The 20318-nt window shown below is 43.4% G+C and carries 14 protein-coding genes; 2 read left to right on the top strand and 12 right to left on the bottom strand.

Translation table 11 applies throughout. The features are described 5' to 3' along the window. The 3 genes from D2V05_RS10940 to katG all read right to left on the bottom strand — a co-directional run bounded on the left by D2V05_RS10940 (window position 1) and on the right by katG (window position 3425). Window positions 1-624, bottom strand: coding sequence for an NUDIX hydrolase (locus D2V05_RS10940; protein ID WP_119647658.1), 624 nt, complete (start codon window positions 622-624; stop codon window positions 1-3). 6 nt (window positions 625-630) lie between these two features. Continuing rightward, a complete protein-coding gene (locus D2V05_RS10935) occupies window positions 631-1107 on the bottom strand; it encodes an ankyrin repeat domain-containing protein (RefSeq protein WP_119647655.1) in 477 nt (158 codons plus the stop codon). Between the two features lie 98 nt (window positions 1108-1205). Further along, window positions 1206-3425, bottom strand: coding sequence for a catalase/peroxidase HPI (gene katG, locus D2V05_RS10930; protein ID WP_417935673.1), 2220 nt, complete (start codon window positions 3423-3425; stop codon window positions 1206-1208). Window positions 3426-3659: 234 nt separating this feature from the next. Here katG and D2V05_RS10925 point away from each other — a divergent pair, with 234 nt between their 5' ends. Next, complete coding sequence (locus tag D2V05_RS10925; protein ID WP_119647652.1) at window positions 3660-4190, top strand: lipid-binding SYLF domain-containing protein; 531 nt, start codon at window positions 3660-3662, stop codon at window positions 4188-4190. A gap of 60 nt (window positions 4191-4250) precedes the next feature. Here the strand turns inward: D2V05_RS10925 and D2V05_RS10920 are convergent, their stop codons facing one another. Further along, entirely contained in the window at window positions 4251-5612 is a 1362-nt protein-coding gene (locus D2V05_RS10920) for a DUF5689 domain-containing protein (protein ID WP_119647650.1), read from the bottom strand. A gap of 11 nt (window positions 5613-5623) precedes the next feature. After that, window positions 5624-8359, bottom strand: a complete 2736-nt coding sequence (locus D2V05_RS10915) for a peptidase associated domain and porin domain-containing protein (RefSeq protein ID WP_119647649.1) — start codon at window positions 8357-8359, stop codon at window positions 5624-5626. 99 nt (window positions 8360-8458) lie between these two features. On the opposite strand from D2V05_RS10915, the gene D2V05_RS10910 reads away from it, so the two are divergent. Continuing rightward, window positions 8459-9496 carry an endonuclease/exonuclease/phosphatase family protein gene (locus tag D2V05_RS10910; RefSeq protein ID WP_119647647.1) on the top strand — a complete coding sequence of 346 codons (1038 nt, stop codon included), beginning with the start codon at window positions 8459-8461 and terminating at the stop codon, window positions 9494-9496. A 28-nt stretch (window positions 9497-9524) separates the two neighbouring features. Here D2V05_RS10910 and D2V05_RS10905 read toward each other — a convergent pair whose 3' ends face one another. The 7 genes from D2V05_RS10905 to D2V05_RS10875 form a co-directional block, all read right to left on the bottom strand. Further along, window positions 9525-9962: a hypothetical protein gene (locus D2V05_RS10905; protein ID WP_119647645.1), complete on the bottom strand. Its 438-nt coding sequence runs from the start codon at window positions 9960-9962 to the stop codon at window positions 9525-9527. Between the two features lie 91 nt (window positions 9963-10053). Then, window positions 10054-12849: a TonB-dependent receptor gene (locus tag D2V05_RS10900; protein WP_119647643.1), complete on the bottom strand. Its 2796-nt coding sequence runs from the start codon at window positions 12847-12849 to the stop codon at window positions 10054-10056. Window positions 12850-13020: 171 nt separating this feature from the next. After that, entirely contained in the window at window positions 13021-14658 is a 1638-nt protein-coding gene (gene pgi / locus D2V05_RS10895) for a glucose-6-phosphate isomerase (protein ID WP_119647641.1), read from the bottom strand. After that, window positions 14658-15938 carry a M23 family metallopeptidase gene (locus tag D2V05_RS10890; RefSeq protein ID WP_119647639.1) on the bottom strand — a complete coding sequence of 427 codons (1281 nt, stop codon included), beginning with the start codon at window positions 15936-15938 and terminating at the stop codon, window positions 14658-14660. The genes pgi and D2V05_RS10890 overlap by 1 nt, the downstream gene beginning before the upstream one ends. A gap of 6 nt (window positions 15939-15944) precedes the next feature. Beyond that, entirely contained in the window at window positions 15945-16919 is a 975-nt protein-coding gene (locus tag D2V05_RS10885; protein WP_119647637.1) for a tryptophan 2,3-dioxygenase family protein, read from the bottom strand. 15 nt (window positions 16920-16934) lie between these two features. Further along, the gene (locus D2V05_RS10880) at window positions 16935-17714 is read right to left on the bottom strand and encodes a DUF3108 domain-containing protein (protein ID WP_119647635.1); all 780 of its coding nucleotides are present in this window, start codon (window positions 17712-17714) and stop codon (window positions 16935-16937) included. A 336-nt stretch (window positions 17715-18050) separates the two neighbouring features. Then, entirely contained in the window at window positions 18051-20258 is a 2208-nt protein-coding gene (locus D2V05_RS10875; protein WP_235855435.1) for a patatin-like phospholipase family protein, read from the bottom strand. Between the last annotated feature and the right edge of the window lie 60 nt (window positions 20259-20318).

The raw sequence follows: 20318 nt of genomic DNA, 5'->3' as shown, positions 1-20318 counted from the left end.
TCAATCAAAATATGTTTTAGGTTCCAGTGATGTGGCCATTTGGAACAAATCCTTTAATTGGCTCTCCAAAATACGTTCTTCTGAAAGTTCGGGAAGATTATCTAAAGAAAAGAAGTTTGCATCGAGAATGTCGAAACCCGAATTCATTTCTCCCCCGACAATCCTACAATGGAAGATCATCTTGTAAACATAGTTCGGGGCGGGCGGATGTGGATGCATCCGTTTATCATATACCGCCAATAATCTAACAACCTCAGCTATAATGCCCGTTTCTTCCTCTATTTCCTTCACCACAATTTCTGATGGGGTACTGCCAATGTCCGCCCAACCTCCTGGAATACTCCATTTGCCATCCAAGCTTTCCCTTGCCATTAAAATCTCATCTTTTTCATTGAGAACAAATCCCCTGATATCTACCTTAGGGGTTGGATAGTCTTCTTGCGGCATGAAAAATTTTTCAAGAACATCAATCGGTGTATCACTGATCCCTTCCAAAAGTTTGAAACTTATCTGTTTCAATTCTTCATACCGCTCTCGATCGTAGGGGTCTTGGGCATAGATCAATCCTATTTCCGAGATGGACTTGATCCGTTTGAAAATATTGAGCTGTTCCGTTGGGTCCATTCTGATTTATCTGTTTTGCATAAGCGCAACCAAAGTTTGGGCTCCTTGTTCCTTGGCATGGTCCAAAGCGGTTTTCCCTTTGGCATCCTTAATGGCTACGTCGGCACCATGATCTAAAAGTAAGGCTGCCATATCTTCCCGATTGAAAGTTACGGCATAGATCAAACAAGTGGCACCCATTGCATTTTTGTGGTTCACATCGGCACCGGCTTGGATCAATTGTGCTGCAATTTCCACGTACCCTTTAAAGCAGACACCCATCAAAGCTGTATTGCCCGACCCATCCTTGGCATCTACCTGTGCCCCTTTTTCCAGCAAAAGGTTCACCATATCCAAATGTCCATAATAGGCAGCCAACAAAAGTGGGGTAGATCCGCGTTGGTCCTTGGATTCCAAAAGCTTGGGGTTTTCATCCAAAAGCATTTTCAAGGCTTTTAGATTGCCACTTCGTATGTAATTGAAGAAATCTTCCGTAGTGTCCATATCGATATTGAAAGTTATAAAAAAACTGCCATAACCCTAAGGGTCATGGCAGCCTTATTTCATTAAAATACTATAGTTTCTACTTTGAACTGACTTGACTAAGCCAAATCGAAGCGATCCAAGTTCATCACTTTGGTCCAAGCAGCGACGAAATCCTTCACGAACTTCGCTTTGCCATCTTCAGAAGCATAAACCTCCGCTAGGGCACGTAAGATGGAGTTGGAACCAAATACCAAATCCACTCGGGTACCGGTCCATTTAAAATCACCTGTTTTACGGTCACGACCTTCATAAAGTGATTTTTCCTCGTTCGCTGCCTTCCACTCGGTAGACATATCAAGTAAGTTTACAAAGAAATCGTTGCTCAATACCCCGATATTATCGGTAAGCACTCCGTGTCTAGAACCGCCAAAGTTGGCTCCCAATACACGCAAACCACCTACCAAGGCTGTCATTTCGGGTGTGGTAAGGGTCAACAGTTGGGCTTTATCCACCAACAAATGTTCAGCAGGCACTTTTACGCCTTCAACCACATAATTTCTGAATCCATCATAAGGTGTGTTCAAGTAATTTACGGATTCAATCTCGGTTTGCTCTTGACTTGCATCGTTACGCCCAGGAGTAAAGGGTACTTCTGTAGCAACACCAGCATCTTTGGCAGCTTTTTCTAGAGCAGCGCTACCGGCCAAAACAATCATATCGGCCAAGGAGATTTTTTTGCCTCCACTTGCTTTACTATTGAATTCATCTTTGATTCCTTCAAGAACCTTGATGGTTTTATCGGTTCCTTTGTTCACTTCCCAACTCTTCATGGGCTCCAAGTTGATACGGGCACCGTTGGCACCTCCACGTTTGTCACCACCACGGAAAGTTGCGGCAGATGACCAAGCAGTGTATACCAAATCAGAAACTGAAAGACCGGATTCCAAAACTTTGGCTTTCAATGCTTTTATATCGGCGGCATCCACCAAAGTGTAGTCCACTGCTGGAATAGGATCTTGCCAAATCAATTCTTCTTTAGGTACTTCAGGGCCCAAGTAACGGGAAAGAGGTCCCATATCACGGTGGGTCAATTTAAACCACGCACGTGCGTAAGCATCTGCAAAAGCTGCAGGGTCTTCATAGAATTTACGTGAAATTTTTTCATAGGCAGGATCAAAACGCAAGGACAAGTCAGTCGTCAACATGGTTGGCTTCCTGTTTGGTCCCCCAAATGGATCAGGGATAATGGCCTCGGCATTAGAAGCTACCCATTGGTGTGCTCCTGCTGGAGATTTGGTCAATTCCCATTCATATTCGAACAAGAACTTAAAGAAATCGTTGCTCCATTTTACAGGTGTGGATGTCCAGATTACTTCCAATCCAGAAGTAAAGGCATCCGGACCTTTTCCTGTGCCATTTTTATTCTCCCATCCAAAGCCTTGTGATGCCAAATCTGCAGCTTCAGGATCAGCATCCATCATTACTTTATTGCCCTCTCCATTACCGTGTGTTTTTCCGATGGTGTGACCTCCAGCAATCAAGGCTACGGTTTCTTCATCGTTCATCGCCATACGCGCGAAAGTTTCGCGAATATCATGTGCCGCAGCTACTGGATCGGGGTTACCGTCCGGGCCTTCTGGGTTCACATAGATCAATCCCATTTGCACAGCTGCCAATGGATTCTCCAAATCACGTTCTTCCTTATTGTGAGAATATCGGCTGTTTGGTGTATCACTCGTAGCCAACCATTCCGTTTCATTACCCCAATAAACATCTTGGTCTGGTTCCCAAACATCTTCACGACCTCCAGCAAAACCGAAGGTTTCAAACCCAGCTGATTCCAAAGCCACGTTACCGGCCAAGATCATAAGGTCTGCCCAAGATATTTTCTGACCATATTTTTGTTTGATGGGCCATAACAAACGACGGGCTTTATCCAAACTCACGTTGTCTGGCCATGAGTTAAGGGGGGCAAAACGTTGTTGACCACGTCCACCTCCACCACGGCCATCTTGAACACGATAGGTACCGGCACTGTGCCATGCCATACGGATGAACAAACCGGCATAGCTGCCAAAATCGGCAGGCCACCAATCCTGTGAATCGGTCATTACATCCAAAAGATCTTTCTTAAGTGCTGCGTAATCCAGCTTTTTAAATTCTTCAGCATAGTTGAATTGCTCCCCTAGCGGATTAGATTTTTCAGAGTGTTGGCTCAAAAGTTCCAACTTAAGTCGGTTTGGCCACCAATCTGCATTTTGTGTACCTCCTCCGGCAACTTCGCTCAAAAACGGACATTGACTTGCATCTGCCCCGTTTGCCATTTCTTTACTCATGATAGTATGTTGTTTATAGATTTTTTCTCCTTCTAAAAATACAAAATTGACCGCCAAAAGCATAGATAATTCATATTAAAATACTATTAAAACATAAATGTTTTCTATGATTTAAATCATTGCTTATTTGAATTTTCAATGTTTGGGGATTCCTTAACATTTATTGGGAAAGTCTTGCCACAATGAGGGTCAACCATTTTCTACCTTTGGATAAACACTAAAAAACAAGATACCATGAAAATGATAAAAACCGTTGCGCTAACTGCTCTCTTGTTAATAGGGACTGTTGGCTTTGCACAGAATAAAAAGGACCGAAAAATAATGGACGATGCCGTAAAGGCCAAGACCAAGCTTTTGGAAGCCGATTCTGGATTGGAACATTTTTTTGACAAATCTGCCGGATATGTCATCTTCCCCAATGTGGGCAAGGGTGGCTTTATTATCGGTGGTGCATCCGGAAACGGGGTAGTCTATGAAAATGGAAATGCCATTGGGATGGCCGACCTTAAAAAATTGAACATTGGCCTACAAGCTGGTGGACAGGCCATTATTGAGGTCATCTTTTTTGAGACCGATACGGATTTACAACGTTTTACCGAAGGGAAGTTCGAGTTTGCCGCAGAAACCTCTGCCGTGGCCCTAAAATCCGGAATTGCCTTTAATGCCAAATACAAGGATGGGGTGGCCGTATTTGCCCTGCCCAAAGCTGGGCTGATGGCCGATGCCTCGGTAGGCGGTCAGAAGTTTGGTTACAAGGCCTTTTAGAAAATTTTACCAAGAGGAAAAGCCCCAAACTTTGGGGCTTTTCTTTTTTATGATACCCTGTTAATCCCTCAAGCCGGGCGTAAAATCCTGTGGGGCGTTTTGAGGCAGTTTTATGGTGCCCGCATCGCCGGTATCGTTAAATAAAGTCCATTCTGAAAAGGTGTAAATAGGATTGCCTTCCAAAATGTTTGGGTTACGAATCGCTCTTCCGTCCTCAAACTCGTGATTGGTATTGGAACCGTCTTCACCGACAATTCCAAACACATCGATGATGGCTCCAAAAGGGTCCACCAGTTCCAAATTGTCATCCCCATTGGAATCGGCCGGGCTATTGGTAGAAACCCCCAAGTCCGGAGCAAACCCATATACCAACTGAAATTCCTCGGCATTGGGTGAAATCACCAAAGTGCTCTCGGCACCAATAATCAACCCCGATAAATCAATGGTGGAACTCACTTCTATCCCGTCGTTGGTATAGCGGCGAAGGGTCCATTTGTTCAAATCCAAAGGTTCGGAAGCGGAGTTGTACAGTTCCACAAAACGAGCCCCTGAGTTGTTGTCGGGGTCGGCCAGTTCGGAGATAAAAATTTGGGTGGAGGTAAATTCGGTAATGATTTCCGGACAACGTTCATTTGTAAAATCTATATCCTCCAAACCTCGAATGATCAATTGGGGATTTTTACCATCCTTCACCAAAACCCCAGTAACGGAACCATTGCGATCTGGAAGGATTTCAGCTTGAAAATCAGCATACCCACTGTTGAGCAACAACAGTTCGTTTTCTTCGCAATCCTGAAAATGTCGTTCGGTTTCCTCTGTAGCAATGGCAAAGGGTTCCCCTAGTTCTTCATCCACAACTTCCAAACCATCCAACTGAACCAAAATATTTAGCGGAAGGGTGTCCAAAGCTGAAATTGTGGTCAAAAGAGGTTCTACATTTTCCAGATCATCACAAGCTACCAAAACATGCTCGAATACTTTTTGGTTGGGCAATCTGCCGATGGAAAGATTCCCAAACGAAGAAAAAGCACTTCCCAATCTGATGTTCCCTTCCTTGTTGACCATATAGAGATCTTTCAGTTTGAGAAAAACCTTGCCTCCTTCGGGATATACCAGATGGGATTTTCGTATATCCACTTCCAGTTGAAGACCATAAGTAGGTTTGGATGGCTTATCTTGAATGAAAAGGGTGCTGAAAAAATTTCCCGCCTTATCCGAAGAAATCACATAACCTTCCAGAATTAAACTGTCTTTAATCTGAACCACCTCTTCTGTGGAAAGAGAATCCAATTCCACAAAACTGATGTTCGCCTTTAAATCGGTATTGCAATTTTCCTTCGGAGCATCAAAATCGGAACTTTTCACACAGGCATAAGCAAAAAGTATCAATGCACTTATTATGGCTAAATATAAATTTTTCATGATCTTAATATTTAAAAGCTTATTGCCAGGTTTAAAAAATAGGTCCGCCCGTAGCTGTACCAATATTTGGGCCCGAAGGAGGGAACCCCGCTCAGGTTATCCTTTTGCATCTGTCCAAAATTTCCGTTACGACTTTGTTCATAGCCGCCTGTCCTAAAAACCGAATCAAAGAGATTGCTAACACTGGCAAAGGCACTGATGTATTTTTTGCCCCAAAGCCAAGATTTCCCACCCACCAGATTCAACAGATAGATATCCCCCATCTTTTTCTGCCGAAGCAGTTTAGCCAAATTTTCATCGGTGGCATCAGGGAAGGGCTCCCCAGTTTCGGGATTCAGCAAAAAACTTTGGGTGCGGGCAATGGTGGAAAGGTTGATATAATTTTCGGTGAGGAAATTGGCAGTCGCTCCAACCCACCAATATTTAGGTGAGCGGTAATCCACTCCTAAGGCCAAAGCCGTTTGGGGACCTTGAGCCAATCGTAAATCCTTCAATTTGGCAATTCCCAGATCCACGTTTCCTTCGGTGGCAATCAGTTCTTCTTCTGCGCCAGAAGTATCAAAATTAATCTGAACCCAAGGGTCGCTGGCATACACATAACTCCCCAAATTCCCGGCAAGATTCACCTTCACACTAGATGATGCCTCGTATTGAAATCCAAACTCGATTCCCTTGTGGAGCTTATCCAATCCTGTGATCACCTCTTGCACAAAATCGGAACCTAGCCCAGAATCCACAAAGAAAAAGTTGATATCCGTGGTATTCATAAATCGCGTGTAAAAAGCGGTCACACGACCAGTCAATGAGGGCAAGCGAACAAAATAACCGAGATCAACGGTGGTAATGGTTTCCTTGAGTATATCGAGGACTACCTCGTTATGTTCCCTTGGATTGATGAAAATGTTCTGAACCACAGGCGGCCGTTCCAATTTGGCGGCACTTGCCGTTAGCCAATGTCTGCCGGTGATGAAATAGGAAAATCCACCTTTCAGACCAAGTCCCGAAAAGGCCACTTTTTCACTTGGTCCGAAAGAATTTTCCAAATAGCGCTCGTTGGTGAAAAGTCCATTCCGTTGCACATTGAAACTGGTAATGGAAGCCGCTGCAAACCCGTTCCATTTTTTAGCCGAGTAAGCCATCTGGCCAAATCCTTCCAATTGTACAGCATCAAATTCGTAACTGTAGTTGATGATTTCACCTTCCACTTTTTGAAGATTTCCATCGACATCATTCAAGGTATTGGAAAAGGTGTCCGTGTCTTCATAGTATTCCGAACCCAACATATCAGTAATCTCGGCGTAATTTATTGACGCCAGCTTTCTAAAATTCACGCCCCCACCAAATTGAAAACGTTCACCAATGTTATAGTTGAAACCAGTGGCTGCGGTCATGGTTTTGTCTTCCACTACATCATTATAAAGCAAGTAAGCTGCTTTACCATTGTTATTAGTGTTCGCTTCATACAATTGGCTCCACTTCCATTGCGGATTATCCAAAAACAATTCTCGCGCCAAGTCGGCGTTTACAAAATCGGCCCCCAATGAACTGTTGATATGATAACTAGGTAAGTATCGGTAGTAGGCGGGGTCCGGATTTGGAGCATTATAATACCCCAATCTACTTCTGGAATACTTCCCCGTTTGATAGGAAGCTCCAACAGTCCAGTTCAATTTTTCGGTTTCCAGAGTATAGTTTAGAAGGAAAAGCGGCTCAAAAATATCCCGCTCCCGAGAATTCCTTATTTTGCCATCCTGTTCTCCCCAGTATGGGTTGTATTGGTTTCCCATCAATTCAAAAACCTCTTCCGTCAAGGCTGCGGAACGGCCTCTCCGGTTTCGGGCCAAAATTGCGGAGAAGGAGATACTATTCTGTGAATTTGGCTGAAATTCCAAAGCTCCAAAAAAGGAATAGGCATCGTATAGGGTACCCTCAACATACCCTTCGTTGGCCCATCTTCGAGAGGCGGACATCGAATAAGCCAGACCGCTTTTTTCCAGCCCTGAGTTATACGTGGCCATCACCCTTCCACGGTAAGTTCGGTTAGACATGGAAGAAGAAACACGCAATCCCGGTCGCATTCCAGACGGTCGGGTATCAATATTGGTGTTGCCTAAAATACCTCCAAATGTATAAGGATTCCTTTCGAGCGCATTGGTATATTCCTGATTGCGAATCACATCGTTGAGTCCGCCCCAGTTGTTCCATTGGGGTCGACCATCAATAAACTTGTTCATGGGAATACCATTGATCAACACCACCCCATTTTGTGAATCGTATCCCCGAACCTTAAAAAAAGCTTGTCCAAAATCGAAGGCGGCCCTGCTCAAATAAATATCCCTTGTAGACTGTAATAATCCTGACACTCCGGAGATAGAAGTATCCTCATCGGAAAGTTCCACATCGGTAAGAGTGATAAGGTTGTCCGTTTTTTCCAGAACAATGTCCCTATCCAGATAAATGATACCCAAATCAATGGGATTTCCATCCAAAAAGAGCGAAAACCGTTTGGGAACAAAATCCTGGGCGGTAAACACCAAGACCTGTTCACCAGAAACCAAGGTTTCAATCTCGAATTTTCCTTCGGAATCGATTGTAAATGTTTTTGAAGTGCCTTCAAAGGCCAAGGAAATGTTGGGAATAGGCACATTGATACCCCGTTCCAGAACATTTCCCTTGATCACTGTACCTTGCTGACCGAAAAGATTGGGGCCACAACAAAGCACAGCCAAGAGCATAGCTGTCCTCATAACTTTAGTAGGTTAATTAAATAAAAAGGGGTTGTAATTGCTGTACAAACTGCGAAAAGCGAACAATCTTACTTATTTTTGTAGGAAATTCAAAATAGAATGCGATTATTAATATGCCTACTTGTATTAATATCGACCTCACTACATGGACAAGAGTCCAAAACGTTTACCCTTAGAACCATTGCGTTCTACAATTGTGAAAATCTGTTCGACACCAAGAACGATTCGCTCACGTTTGATGACGACCGTACTCCGGACGGTAGTTACCATTGGACCCAGGAACGGTATCTAAAAAAGGTGGAAAACCTCTCCAAGGTATTGGCACAAATCGGTTCGGAGACTTCCAAAACCTCTCCAGACATTATCGGTCTAAGTGAAGTGGAAAACCGAAAGGTGGTTGAAGATTTGGTGCATCATCCCAATCTTTTGGATAAAGGCTATGAAATGATCCACTTTGATTCGCCGGACGAGCGGGGCATTGATGTGGCACTGTTATACAAATCCTCCTCGTTTTTACCCACTTCCTTTAAAAGTCATCGGCTCTTACTTTTTGATGATATGGATGAGCGTAAATATACCCGAGACCAGTTGGTGGTGGGTGGCATTATGGATGAAGAGGAACTCTATTTTATTGTGAACCATTGGCCATCCCGAAGAGGAGGCCCCGCTAAAAGTCAACCCTTCCGGGTGCGGGCCGCCTTGTTGAACAAACGCATCATTGACTCGGTACGAACCTTGAATCCCGATGCCAAGATCATTGCCATGGGTGATTTAAATGATGACCCCATAGACAATAGTTTAAAAGTAATATTGAAAACCAAGGCCAAAGCAAATCAACTAGATAGTGTAAGCCTGTTCAATCCCATGGAAAGTTTGTTCCGAAAAGGCATCGGTTCCTTGGCCTATGGCGACAAATGGAACCTTTTTGACCAAATTTTCATGACTCCCAACTTGGTGACCAAAAACAGGGAAAGCCTTACCTTCTGGAAAGCAGGGATTTTTTCCGCTCCTTTCCTCAAAACAGAAAAAGGGAGATACAAAGGTTATCCGTTACGGACATATTCAGGAGGCACCTATACGGCAGGGTATAGTGATCACTTTCCCGCTTATGTGTTTTTGATCAAAGAGGTTGATTGAGATTCCTACGAAAGCAGGAATGGCAACTTTACCCCAACCATTGGCTCCAAGGGATACGGCTCAAGATCAACAAAAGGCCAAGGCCGTAGAAGATGGTAATGGTCTTGAACTTTTTATCGCTTTCCATAAATTTTTTGTGCCTGGACCAACCGATAGTAATCAATGCAACGGCAATGATGTTGATAAAAGGGTGTTCAACAGCCAAGAGTCGGGCAGGGGCATTTAAACCGCTCATACCCAATGCCTGGATGGCCTTTAGGCCATTAGCGGAGACAAAATAGAGGACCAACCCCACCAATAACTGAATATGGCTCAATATCAAAGCAAAAAGGCTAATACGAAGGTCTTTATGCATGGTGAAGTCTTTTTTGCCCATCCAGCCCAAAAGAGCATTGATTACAGCCACGATCAGGACTGCCAAAACAACATAGGCCAAATAGGAGTGTAGGTTCTTTATAATTTCCATGTGGTATAGTTTGTGGTTTTAAAAGTACGGATTTTAAGCATAAAAAAACCCTGCCCAACGGCAGGGTTTTAATTATTTATTCAGGTTCGGATTAGAATCTGTAACGTAGACCCATGTTCCAAGTTCTTCCGAAGCCCCAGAATACGTTGTTGGCAACATTCACCCCGTTCCAAGTTTCGTCCCCGGCCTGAGCTTCCCTGTTGGAAGTAGATTCAGAGATATAGATTTCATTGAACACGTTGTTCACGTTCAAACGCAGGTTCAAGTACTTGTCCTTGTCTTTGCCCAAAGTAAATCGGTAAGAAAGACCTGCATCAATCAAATCATAAGCAGGCAATTTCAATTGGTAACCACCTGAATCAGGCTCCCCATCGCTGTTCTCATCTTGGAAATCCAAAACGTTGAACTGGGCATAAAGGTTGTCCGCGTGGTACCAGCTAGTATCGAAGAACAAGTTCTGAACAGGCTCAACAGTAGCTCCCAATCTCCAAGTAGTTTGGGCCGCATCACTAACTTTTACTCCATCCAAAATAATGGTAGCCTCACCCACTTTGTTTTGCCCGTCATCAAACACGGTTCCTAGTGGGTTACCTGAATACTGCCAATCACCTATGGACAACATACCGTTGAAAGTCAAGAAAGAAGCTGGACGAGCCGTAAAGTCAACCTCAACCCCCATGTGCACCTGCTCTACACCATCATAGTTGGCAGTACCTTGGAAAAGTGGATTACCTTGCTCATCGGTAACGTTTACGCTACTTGTCAAGTACCTATCACTCCAAGAAGTTCTGTACAAGTTGACGTTGGTGCTGAAGTATTGGCTTCTGAAACCATATCCAACTTCCAATCCAAGGATTTTCTCGTTTTGGTAGTTGTCGTTCACATCGTTCACGAAGTTCAAGAAAATAGCATCAAAAATTGGTTGCTTCAAGTAATACCCTGCATTGGCAAACACATTGTGTTTTTCATCGATATTATAGTTCAAACCACCTTTGATGTTTCCACCTACGATATTGATCCAATCGGTTTCCTGCTCTGGATCGGAATCCAAGTAGTTGAAGTAGTCGATTCTTTTGAACCCTTGGTTGGAAACACCTCCTTGCAAGAAGGCAGAAATCTTATCGTTCTTATATTCTACCTGACCGAAAGCACCCAACCAGTTTACCTTACCATCATTGTAATAATCAATTTTGGTCTCATCTTCAACATTCTTGAAAACGTTCCAAATGTTTCCGATAGTAGGAGCATAGGTGTTTGTGGTAAAATTGTAGGTGTTGTTGATGTTGTCGTTATCCACATAAACATCTCCACCCAAAAGATCCACCAATCTTCTGTAGTGGATACCTTTATAAGTTCTGGCATCCACACCCAAATCAAAGGCCCAGTTTTCGTTTACATCGTTATGGAAATTGATGATGGTACCGAACCAGTTGTGCGAGTTCATGGAAGAACGTTGTGAAATACCGTTCTCTGAACCAAAGATGTGTCCACCATCACTCTCAAAACCATAGGAATTATCTCCACCGTTCACGAACATACCTTGGTACATTGGGTCCCCTCCTCCAGTGTAACCCGTTCTTGGGTCACCAAAAGCTGGAATATCAGCGCCTTGGTTCCAGGCAACAATATCGTCGAAACGAACATGTCCGTTGGCATCTTTAAATTGACCGTAGTAAGAACGACCCCCATTGATCCTACCAATAGAACCGATGGAACCACCACGACCAAGGGATGCATAGAATACAGAGGACAAAGTAGATTTGTCGGAAATTTTCCAATCCCAGTTGATCATGGCCTTTGGCTTGTGGTAGAAGTTACCTGAGAAAGTCTCTTCTTTTCCATTTCTATATCCATAATCCGAGTTGTAACGGATATTTGGATCTATACCATTGTTACCATATTTGATATAGTTGCTGATAGATTCAGCAAAACCTCTTTGGTAGTGCTGTTGTGGGGCTCCGGTTACCATAAATTGGAAATCGTGCTTGTCATTTGGCTTGTACCCGATGGCCACAAAGTAGTTATACCCCTCAAATGGAGTTCCTTGAACATAACCATCACCTGCCGTACGTCCGAAAAGAGCACTCACAGAAAGACCATTTTTCATAAGGCCAGTATTGTAGGCCATCGTAGTCTTCAAGTAATCATTGTTACCAACGGAAGCTGCTATTGTTCCTCCTTCTTTAAGGTCAGCGGCTTTTGTAACCACGTTGATGGTACCACCCACAGAAGAGATGGCCAGTTTGGATGAACCAAGACCCCGTTGTACCTGCATGGCAGAAGTTACATCGGAAAGACCGGCCCAGTTACTCCAGTATACCCATCCGTTCTCCATATCGTTAACGGGCACACCGTTGATCATTACCGCAGTGTTCCTTTGGTCAAAACCACGAACATTGATTCTGGAATCCCCAAAACCACCCCCTTGCTTGGTCACGTAGATAGATGGAGTAGATCTCAAGATTTCAGGGAATTCCTGTGAGCCTAGTTTTTCAACTATTTCAGCAGCTTTGATCGTAGAAACCGCAACAGGGGTTTCCCTTTCCTTGGCAATGTCCATTACCCCGGTCACTACTACTTCTCCCAATTGTTCTGCATCGGGCATCAAAGCAATTGTTCCTATACTACCGGATGAAGTAAAGGATACTTCCTTTGGAAGAAACCCAATGTAAGAAATAACCAAAGTACCGGAACTTTGGCTTACCTGTAGTGTAAAATTACCGTCAAAATCGGTTGATGTCCCTGTGCTGGTGCCCTTTACCATGACACTAGCTCCTGGTAGTGGCCCGCCAAGCTCGCCATCGGTAACCGTACCAGTAAGAGTTCCTTGTGAAAATGCCATTGCGGACATGAAGATAGCCGCAAAAGCCAAGTAGATTCTTTTCATTTAATTCAGTGTTTAAGTGTTTAATTAGCGCTGCAAATGTGATCCATTTTTGACACACTGCGATTAAGCCAAAGTTAAATAAGGCTAAGATACTTAACACAAAATTAACAAACAAAGTCGCCTGACAAACAATTGTTTAGGGTTTTTAACTAATAATAGAAACCTATCAATTTACTTTTTAAAATTTTGCAATAGATGCAATGTAGAAGTGTCGTGTTTGCCGATTTCTGAATTTTCAATGTCAGTCAAAATATTTTTTGCCAATTGCTTTCCAAGTTCCACTCCCCATTGATCAAAACTGAAGATGTTCCAAACCACTCCCTGAACAAAAATCTTGTGTTCATAAAGGGCTATCAAGGCCCCCAAACTTTTAGGCGTAAGCTTGTGCACCAAGATGGTATTGGTGGGTTTATTGCCCTCAAATACCTTGAAAGGAAGCAAGGCTTCTATCTCGGCGGCTGAAAGCTTTTGGTTTTCCAGTTCTTTCCTGACCTCATCTGGTGTTTTCCCATTCATCAAAGCTTCTGTCTGGGCAAAGAAATTGGCCATTAACTTATTGTGATGGTCCACATCACCGTGTAGGGATTCCTTGTAACCGATAAAGTCCGTTGGAATTAATTTGGTCCCTTGGTGTATCAACTGAAAAAAGGCGTGTTGGGAATTGGTCCCGGGCTCGCCCCAAATAATGGTCCCGGTTTGATGACCCACCCGGTTACCAGCCCGATCCACACTTTTTCCGTTACTTTCCATAATACCCTGTTGTAAATAGGCAGAAAAACGGTGCAGGTATTGGGTATAGGGGATTATGGCCTCGGTTTCGGCACCATAAAAATTGTTGTACCACACACTGATCATGGCCAGTACCACCGGCATATTCTTGTTGAACGGGGTTTCCTTAAAATGTACATCCATTTCATGGGCGCCATCCAACAGTTCCTCAAAATGGTCATAGCCTACTGAGATGGCAATAGAGAGACCTACCGCGCTCCAAAGCGAAAAACGGCCTCCGACCCAATCCCACATGGGGAATACATTTTCGTCAGCAATCCCAAATTCGCTAATCTTTTCAAGATTGGTGGAAACGGCTGCAAAATGATGGGCGATATCTTTTTCTGAGGCACTTTTTAAAAACCATTTTTTAATGGTAAGGGCATTCGTTAAAGTTTCTTGGGTAGTAAAGGTTTTGGAAACGATTACAAAAAGAGTGGTCTCCGGATTGAGTTCCTTCAACACCTCATACACAAGATCCCCATCCACATTGCTCACAAAATGGGTTTTCAAGTGGTTCTTGTAGAACTTGAGTGCCTCGGTGACCATCACAGGTCCCAAATCTGACCCTCCGATACCAATATTGACAACATCCGTGAAGGCTTTTCCTGTATAGCCCTTCTTTTCCCCCGAGATTACGGCATGGGAAAAAGCTTTGATCTTTTCCCTTACGGCATATACTTCATCCACAATGTTCTCCCCATCCACAAAAATCTTGTCATCCTTGGTAGCACGCAAAGCGGTATGGAGCACGGCCCTGTCTTCAGTTTGGTTGATGTGTTCCCCACTGAAATAGCTTTTTATGGCACTTTCCAAACCAACTTCCTCAGCTAAATCCTGCAGTAGGGAAATGGTCTTGTCGGTAATCCTATTCTTTGAATAGTCCACCAAAAAGTCGTTCCAAGCCAATGAGAACTTGCCGCCCCGATCGGTATCGGTAGCGAACAGTTCCCTTAAATGTTTGTCTTTTGTTTCTTGATAATGTTCCTGGAGCTTTTTCCAAGCTTCCGTAGTAGTAGGGTTGATTGTGGGTAGTGCCATTACTGGTTATAAGTGATTAACGTTTCTTCGGGTTCCGGGGCGGGATCCACAAACTCTATGCAGTCCAGTTGCCACCGCAAAGGTTCAATATGCGACATATATCCTGCACGCAACGAATCGGCAATCGGTTCGGCGGTTGGAAGCTTTTCTTGAAGGGGATCCACTTGCCTACCATTTTTCCAGAATCGGTAGCATACATGGGGACCTCCAGTATTTCCTGTCATTCCGACCCATCCGATGACATCACCCTGTCTCACAAAATCTCCTTTCTTCACTTTTTGGGCCTTCATGTGCAAATATTGGGTACTGTATATGCTATTGTGCTTGATTTTCACATATTTCCCATTACCTCCCCTTCGGGTAGATTCCACAACGGTCCCATCCGCAGTTGCGATGATGGGTGTTCCAATATCCGCGGCATAATCCGTTCCCTTGTGAGGTCTAACCTTGTAGCCGTAATAGGCAATTCTACGTTTTAGATTATAGCGGGAGGACAACCTATACCCAAACTTAATGGGAGCCCTTAAAAAGGTACTCCTTAGATTGTTGGCATCCTGATCGTAGTAGTCCAAAATATTTTTAAGGGAATCTGTCACATATGGAAAGGCATAAATGGTCCTACCCTTGTGCTCAAAAAGTGCAGCTTTTATAGGGCCGTACCCGGCATAAATGCTGTCGTTGATATAGCGTTCATCAAAGATGACCTTGAACTTGTCCCCCTTTTCCAGTTTAAAAAAGTCGATACTCCATGCATATACTTCGGAAAGTGCTATGGTTACTCCGTAATCCACTCCTAAATTGTCCATCGCCTCGGAAAGACTACTGTTGATAATACCTCCCACTTCCTTTTCCACGAGTTTTACTTTTTTCTTGCTCTTGTAGGCCACTGCAGCGCTATCACGTAGATCCACTACGGTATAATTGATCTTGTCATTTTGATAGATGAAGACTTTGGCCACTTCGGAAGTATCCTTTGACTTTAATATAAGGTAGGGCTTGCCAACCATTATTCTTCGTACATCGAAAGTATCTCTAAACTTTTCTGAAATGGCAGCAATCTTTGGGTAGTCCACTTTGTTTTTGAGCATTAACTCCCCAAAGCTGTCCCCGCTTCTTACGGTGTCGTGCACCACATTGAAATCATCGAAGTTAAAACCATAATGCAGTACGGGAGGCTTTTCGATTACTTCTACTTTAGCCACTACATCAACCGGTTCCTTTGTCTGTTTACATGACACCAATACCATCAGTGTCAAGATTGCCCCAATAAATTTTTGCATTTTGTTCTATTCCTTGTATTCCTTGTTTGCGGGATTAAATATATGATCTACCCATTCCTTTCCCCATGTATCCAGTTCATATTCTGAATACAAAGTTGGGAAAAATATTATTTTCTGAAAACTAGGAGGCAAATACTGTTTCCAATTGGTGCCTCCGGTTGCCTCCACATCCTTGCCTTCCTTGGCCAAATACCTGTAGGCCGAACCCATGTGCATGAGCGGCCAATTCACGTTGGCATTCATGTCCAATTTCTTTAACGCATTTATCAGTTCTTCATTGTTCTTGGAATCGTCTGGCAATTGAAGATATTTTTGGTAAACGGTACTCTCCTTTATCTGGTTGGCTATCCTTAACAATCTGGGCGTATATCTGATCTCGAATTGTTTCAGGGTCAAGGTTTTTTCACCTGTTTTCAAATCGGTGGCACCTTTCTTCCAGTAGATATGTTCAAAAAGTTCTTCTATACTGTCCTCCCCTGAGTGATGGCCTCTTTCGCTGTGGTGCAACAGATTCTCCAAGGGGGTGGCATAAATCTCTATCATCCTGTATTGTGCTGATTGAAACCCACTTGCCGGAAGCAATGCCATTCGATACCTAAGGAACTGCTCCCTTTCCATCCCTTTGATCATAATGCTAAACGATGAGATCAGGGCCTTGAAATAACTGTTGATCCTCCTGACCTTTTCAATAAAAAAGACAGGGTCCTGGGATTTGTCCTCAACAATCTGCTTTTGTTCATGCAAGATCAACTTGAAATAGAGCTCCGTGATCTGGTGGTACATGATGAAGATTTCCTCATCCGGAAAATGCGTTCTGGGCACTTGCAGGCTCAACAGTGTGTCCAAGTGAATGTAATCCCAATAGGTAAGGTATTTTTGGTAAAGAAGGCCGTCGAGATAGGAACTCAGGTCCTGACCGGAATTTTTATACTTTTCTTCAAGTTTGTTGATTTGGGACTGAATTTTAGGATTCTGCTCCATCAATGCCGATCTACGCTAGTTCATGATAATTTTAAACTGGTTTCTTAGTCCGTTGTAGGCCTCAAGGTCTGCCTTTAAAGATCCTACCGCCAAATCTGCCTTAATACGGATAGGAATCTTGTTCAAATCATTGGACACCCAAAGCGTTAAACTCTCCTTTTCCTTAAAAACCCGGCCAGACTGTACCAGTGGCCTAAATTTAAGACATTCCACCTTGCCAAACTTGGTCCTAAGGATTTCTTTTCCCAAATATTTCAACTGAAACCTGAACATGCCATCATCATCAAAAAGCATATCCAGATCAATGGATTGGCCTTCCACAAACTCATCCAAGTTGTAATTGTTCCGCAAAAAATAGGACGCCGATATCAAATCCTGTACCTGGTCATGGATCTTAAAATCCTGTTGTGTTCCATTTTTGTGGTCTTTCAACACCGCTTTGCGGGTATCATAATCAAATTCGATCTGCATGTCTTTTGTATATCCTCCTTCATCAATTTTCCTGATGAACTTATACGGTCTTCCGTTTCCCCTGCCAAAATAACTTTCATAGGTATCGTCCACCTTAAAAAAGATACTTGCAAAACCAGTGGTCTTGCCCTGGCCAACTACATGGTACACAGGAACACCTTCCAAAGTCTTGGAGGTAAGGTGCATGGTCGCATAACTGGCGTTGAGGATGCCGTAATGTATCCTAAACTTAAGCCATTCCCCATTTTTAAAGGCCGGGGTGGAATTTTGCCCTATTACGGGTAGTACCGAAAGTAGGAGAAGTAAGGGCAGTATTCTTTTCATAGTCAATTTTATTGGTATAAAATTAGCAAAAACGATGTTGGGGGCACTTGGTTTACATATACTTAAACAAAACTTGTTCCAAAATAGTATAAATAAAAAAAGCCCAGTCTTAAAACTGGGCTTTTCCTAAATAACCAACCAAACTTTAAATTATGAAAAACCAATACTTAAAGTTATAAGGGAACCACCCCTTATCTGAGACAAATATACACCATGCTTTTGTAGGAAATTGAGTTTTTAACGGACTTTAACTTAACCTCCTATAAATTGATGTCTTTTGTATGCTTTTTTGGCAAATTATTAAGAAATATAGGCGGTTTGATGAATCCTGAACAATCAGAACCAATACCCGACACTAAAGAAAATACTGTCATTTTTTATCTCTGGGGACCAAGAGTAATAAATTTGGATGGGACCTATGAACGATTCAAATCCATACCCCACACCATAACCTGAAAAACTGGGCTCAGTAAACCAGTCCCCCGTCCGGAAAAGGTCATCGTCCACATTGGCAAAATTGACGGAAAACATAAGGTGGTGCTTGGGTGCGATCCGGTAATCAGCCCTCCCATATGCTTTTACATAACTATTACCAGGCAGGCTCAAAAAATCATAGCCAAAAAAAGGAACAAAATTGTTCACAAAATCATTGCCGAACCCCCCTAGTACAAAATCGAAAGAGGTTACATCGGAAGTCCCCAACTTTACGCCTCCTTCTGCCTCTATATTAAAGCTGAGGTTATGCAGTATGGGAATAGCGGCACCCAACCTTGCCTTGGCAATAGAGAACTCCCTAAAATTTTTATTATAGTCAGAAGAGAACAAATACACGTGGAAATCACTGTCGAAAATGAGCCCTTTTGTGGGGAAATATTTATCGTCGTAAGTATCCAACGTTATTTTGGAAAACGCATTGAAATAGTTTGATTTCTCAAAAGTGGTCCTGCCATCATCATCGGTCAAAGTAGCCTCTGTTACGGTTCCCTCACCAAGCGTTCTGGTGCTGTAACGTAAAAATTTGTGCTCAGCCCCAATGGTAAAGGCAAATTCTTCCTGTAAAACGGTCTGCAGGTATATCTGGTTGGTCAAGTCGGTCACATCCAAGCTTATTCTTCTAATATTGGGGTCGTTCGGAACATTAAAATTGCCTCTAATCAGGGAAAAATCAATTTCCGAATTAAAATCGGTAAACTTGGAATTAAGCCCAAAGCTCCAGTAATATCCCTTGTCCAGATAGTATTGCATATTATAGCGGATATGGTCGCCAAGGATAAAATCGAAGGAAGCTACATCGTCCTTCATCAAAAAGTTCTTCTTGGTAAGGTTGAACAGGGCCGCACTTTTATACAGGTCATCATAATGGGCAGATACTTTGATGAACATCTTGTTGGGGTTCTCCTTAATTTTCAAGATCAGGTCGGTCCCCAAGCCATTGGAAACCAAATCGTACCGAATCGCCTTGAAGTTTCCTGTAGCCGATAGGTTGTTGATCCCTTGTTTCAAATCCTCAAAGGCTATTTTTTCGGCTAGGTTAAAACGTAATTTCCCCTTGATATACCCTCGGGTATAACGATCGTTCCCCTCAATGATCATCCTGTTGATGGTTAAACTGTCCATCACCCGGACACGTTTTCTAGGTCTTGGGGTATAATCCTGGGTTGCGGCTATTTTTTCCAGTTCTCCCATTTTAGTCCGCGCCGCCTTTTCACCACTATCCACAATAGCCTTGCCGCGATCAAAATCGATTACGGAAAACTCATCTATATCTGGCCTAATGTACACATCTGTCTGGGCCGATTTCTTCTTCATGTCGTTCACCGTACGGTAATTGTTGATCTGGAGCAAGATCTCAGTGGCAGATGATAACGATTCACGGGTGGAAAGATCGTGCTGCACGTCGACCCCAATAATAATATCTGCACCCATGGCCCTCACTTGGTCTATGGGGTAATTGTTCACCACTCCTCCATCGATCAAAATATCCCCATCGATTTCCGATGGTTCAAAAAGTGACGGAAACGTACCACTGGCCACAATGGCCTCGGGCAGATAGCCATGGTCCAACAAAACTTGCTCCCCGGTCTCCACATTGGTCGCCACACACAAAAATGGGATGGGCAACTTTTTAAAATCCTGCACATCCTTTACATGAAAGAGCAATTGCACCAACATATTGTAGATGTTCTGTCCCCCGGAAATGGCCTGGGGAAAACTCACTTTAAAATCGGTAAAAGGTAAGGTGAGGGCATAGCGCTCCGAATCTTCCTTTTCATAAAAATTCTTGGCACTTCTGGGCACGTGATCTTGGATAAGATCGGTAAAATTGGTGCTCCTAAAAATGGAATCTAGTTCTTTGGCAGAGTATCCCGATGCATACAGTGCCCCCACGATGGCCCCCATACTGGTCCCTCCAATGTAATCCACCTTAATGCCGGCCTCCTCTATTACTTTCAGTGCACCGATGTGTGCCAATCCCTTGGCCCCACCACCACTGAGCACGAGACCTACTTTTGGTGGAGGTTCATTGGTTGTGGTCTGGGCCATCCCAATTACCCCTAACAAGATGAATATAATCGTGGTTATTGTACTCCTGATGCACATAGT

Source organism: Flagellimonas pelagia, from assembly GCF_003584135.1.
In the GTDB taxonomy this organism is placed as follows: Bacteria; Bacteroidota; Bacteroidia; order Flavobacteriales; family Flavobacteriaceae; genus Flagellimonas; species Flagellimonas pelagia.
Note: the sequence above shows the minus strand (reverse complement) of the source record. Positions and strands in the feature narration are given on the sequence as shown.

Coding starts and splice junctions, on each gene's coding strand:
- D2V05_RS10940 (WP_119647658.1), bottom strand. CDS start 624: ATGGACCCAACGGAACAGCTCAATATTTTCAAACGGATCAAGTCCATC.
- D2V05_RS10935 (WP_119647655.1), bottom strand. CDS start 1,107: ATGGACACTACGGAAGATTTCTTCAATTACATACGAAGTGGCAATCTA.
- katG (WP_417935673.1), bottom strand. CDS start 3,425: ATGAGTAAAGAAATGGCAAACGGGGCAGATGCAAGTCAATGTCCGTTT.
- D2V05_RS10925 (WP_119647652.1), top strand. CDS start 3,660: ATGAAAATGATAAAAACCGTTGCGCTAACTGCTCTCTTGTTAATAGGG.
- D2V05_RS10920 (WP_119647650.1), bottom strand. CDS start 5,612: ATGAAAAATTTATATTTAGCCATAATAAGTGCATTGATACTTTTTGCT.
- D2V05_RS10915 (WP_119647649.1), bottom strand. CDS start 8,359: ATGAGGACAGCTATGCTCTTGGCTGTGCTTTGTTGTGGCCCCAATCTT.
- D2V05_RS10910 (WP_119647647.1), top strand. CDS start 8,459: ATGCGATTATTAATATGCCTACTTGTATTAATATCGACCTCACTACAT.
- D2V05_RS10905 (WP_119647645.1), bottom strand. CDS start 9,962: ATGGAAATTATAAAGAACCTACACTCCTATTTGGCCTATGTTGTTTTG.
- D2V05_RS10900 (WP_119647643.1), bottom strand. CDS start 12,849: ATGAAAAGAATCTACTTGGCTTTTGCGGCTATCTTCATGTCCGCAATG.
- pgi (WP_119647641.1), bottom strand. CDS start 14,658: ATGGCACTACCCACAATCAACCCTACTACTACGGAAGCTTGGAAAAAG.
- D2V05_RS10890 (WP_119647639.1), bottom strand. CDS start 15,938: ATGCAAAAATTTATTGGGGCAATCTTGACACTGATGGTATTGGTGTCA.
- D2V05_RS10885 (WP_119647637.1), bottom strand. CDS start 16,919: ATGGAGCAGAATCCTAAAATTCAGTCCCAAATCAACAAACTTGAAGAA.
- D2V05_RS10880 (WP_119647635.1), bottom strand. CDS start 17,714: ATGAAAAGAATACTGCCCTTACTTCTCCTACTTTCGGTACTACCCGTA.
- D2V05_RS10875 (WP_235855435.1), bottom strand. CDS start 20,258: ATGGCCCAGACCACAACCAATGAACCTCCACCAAAAGTAGGTCTCGTG.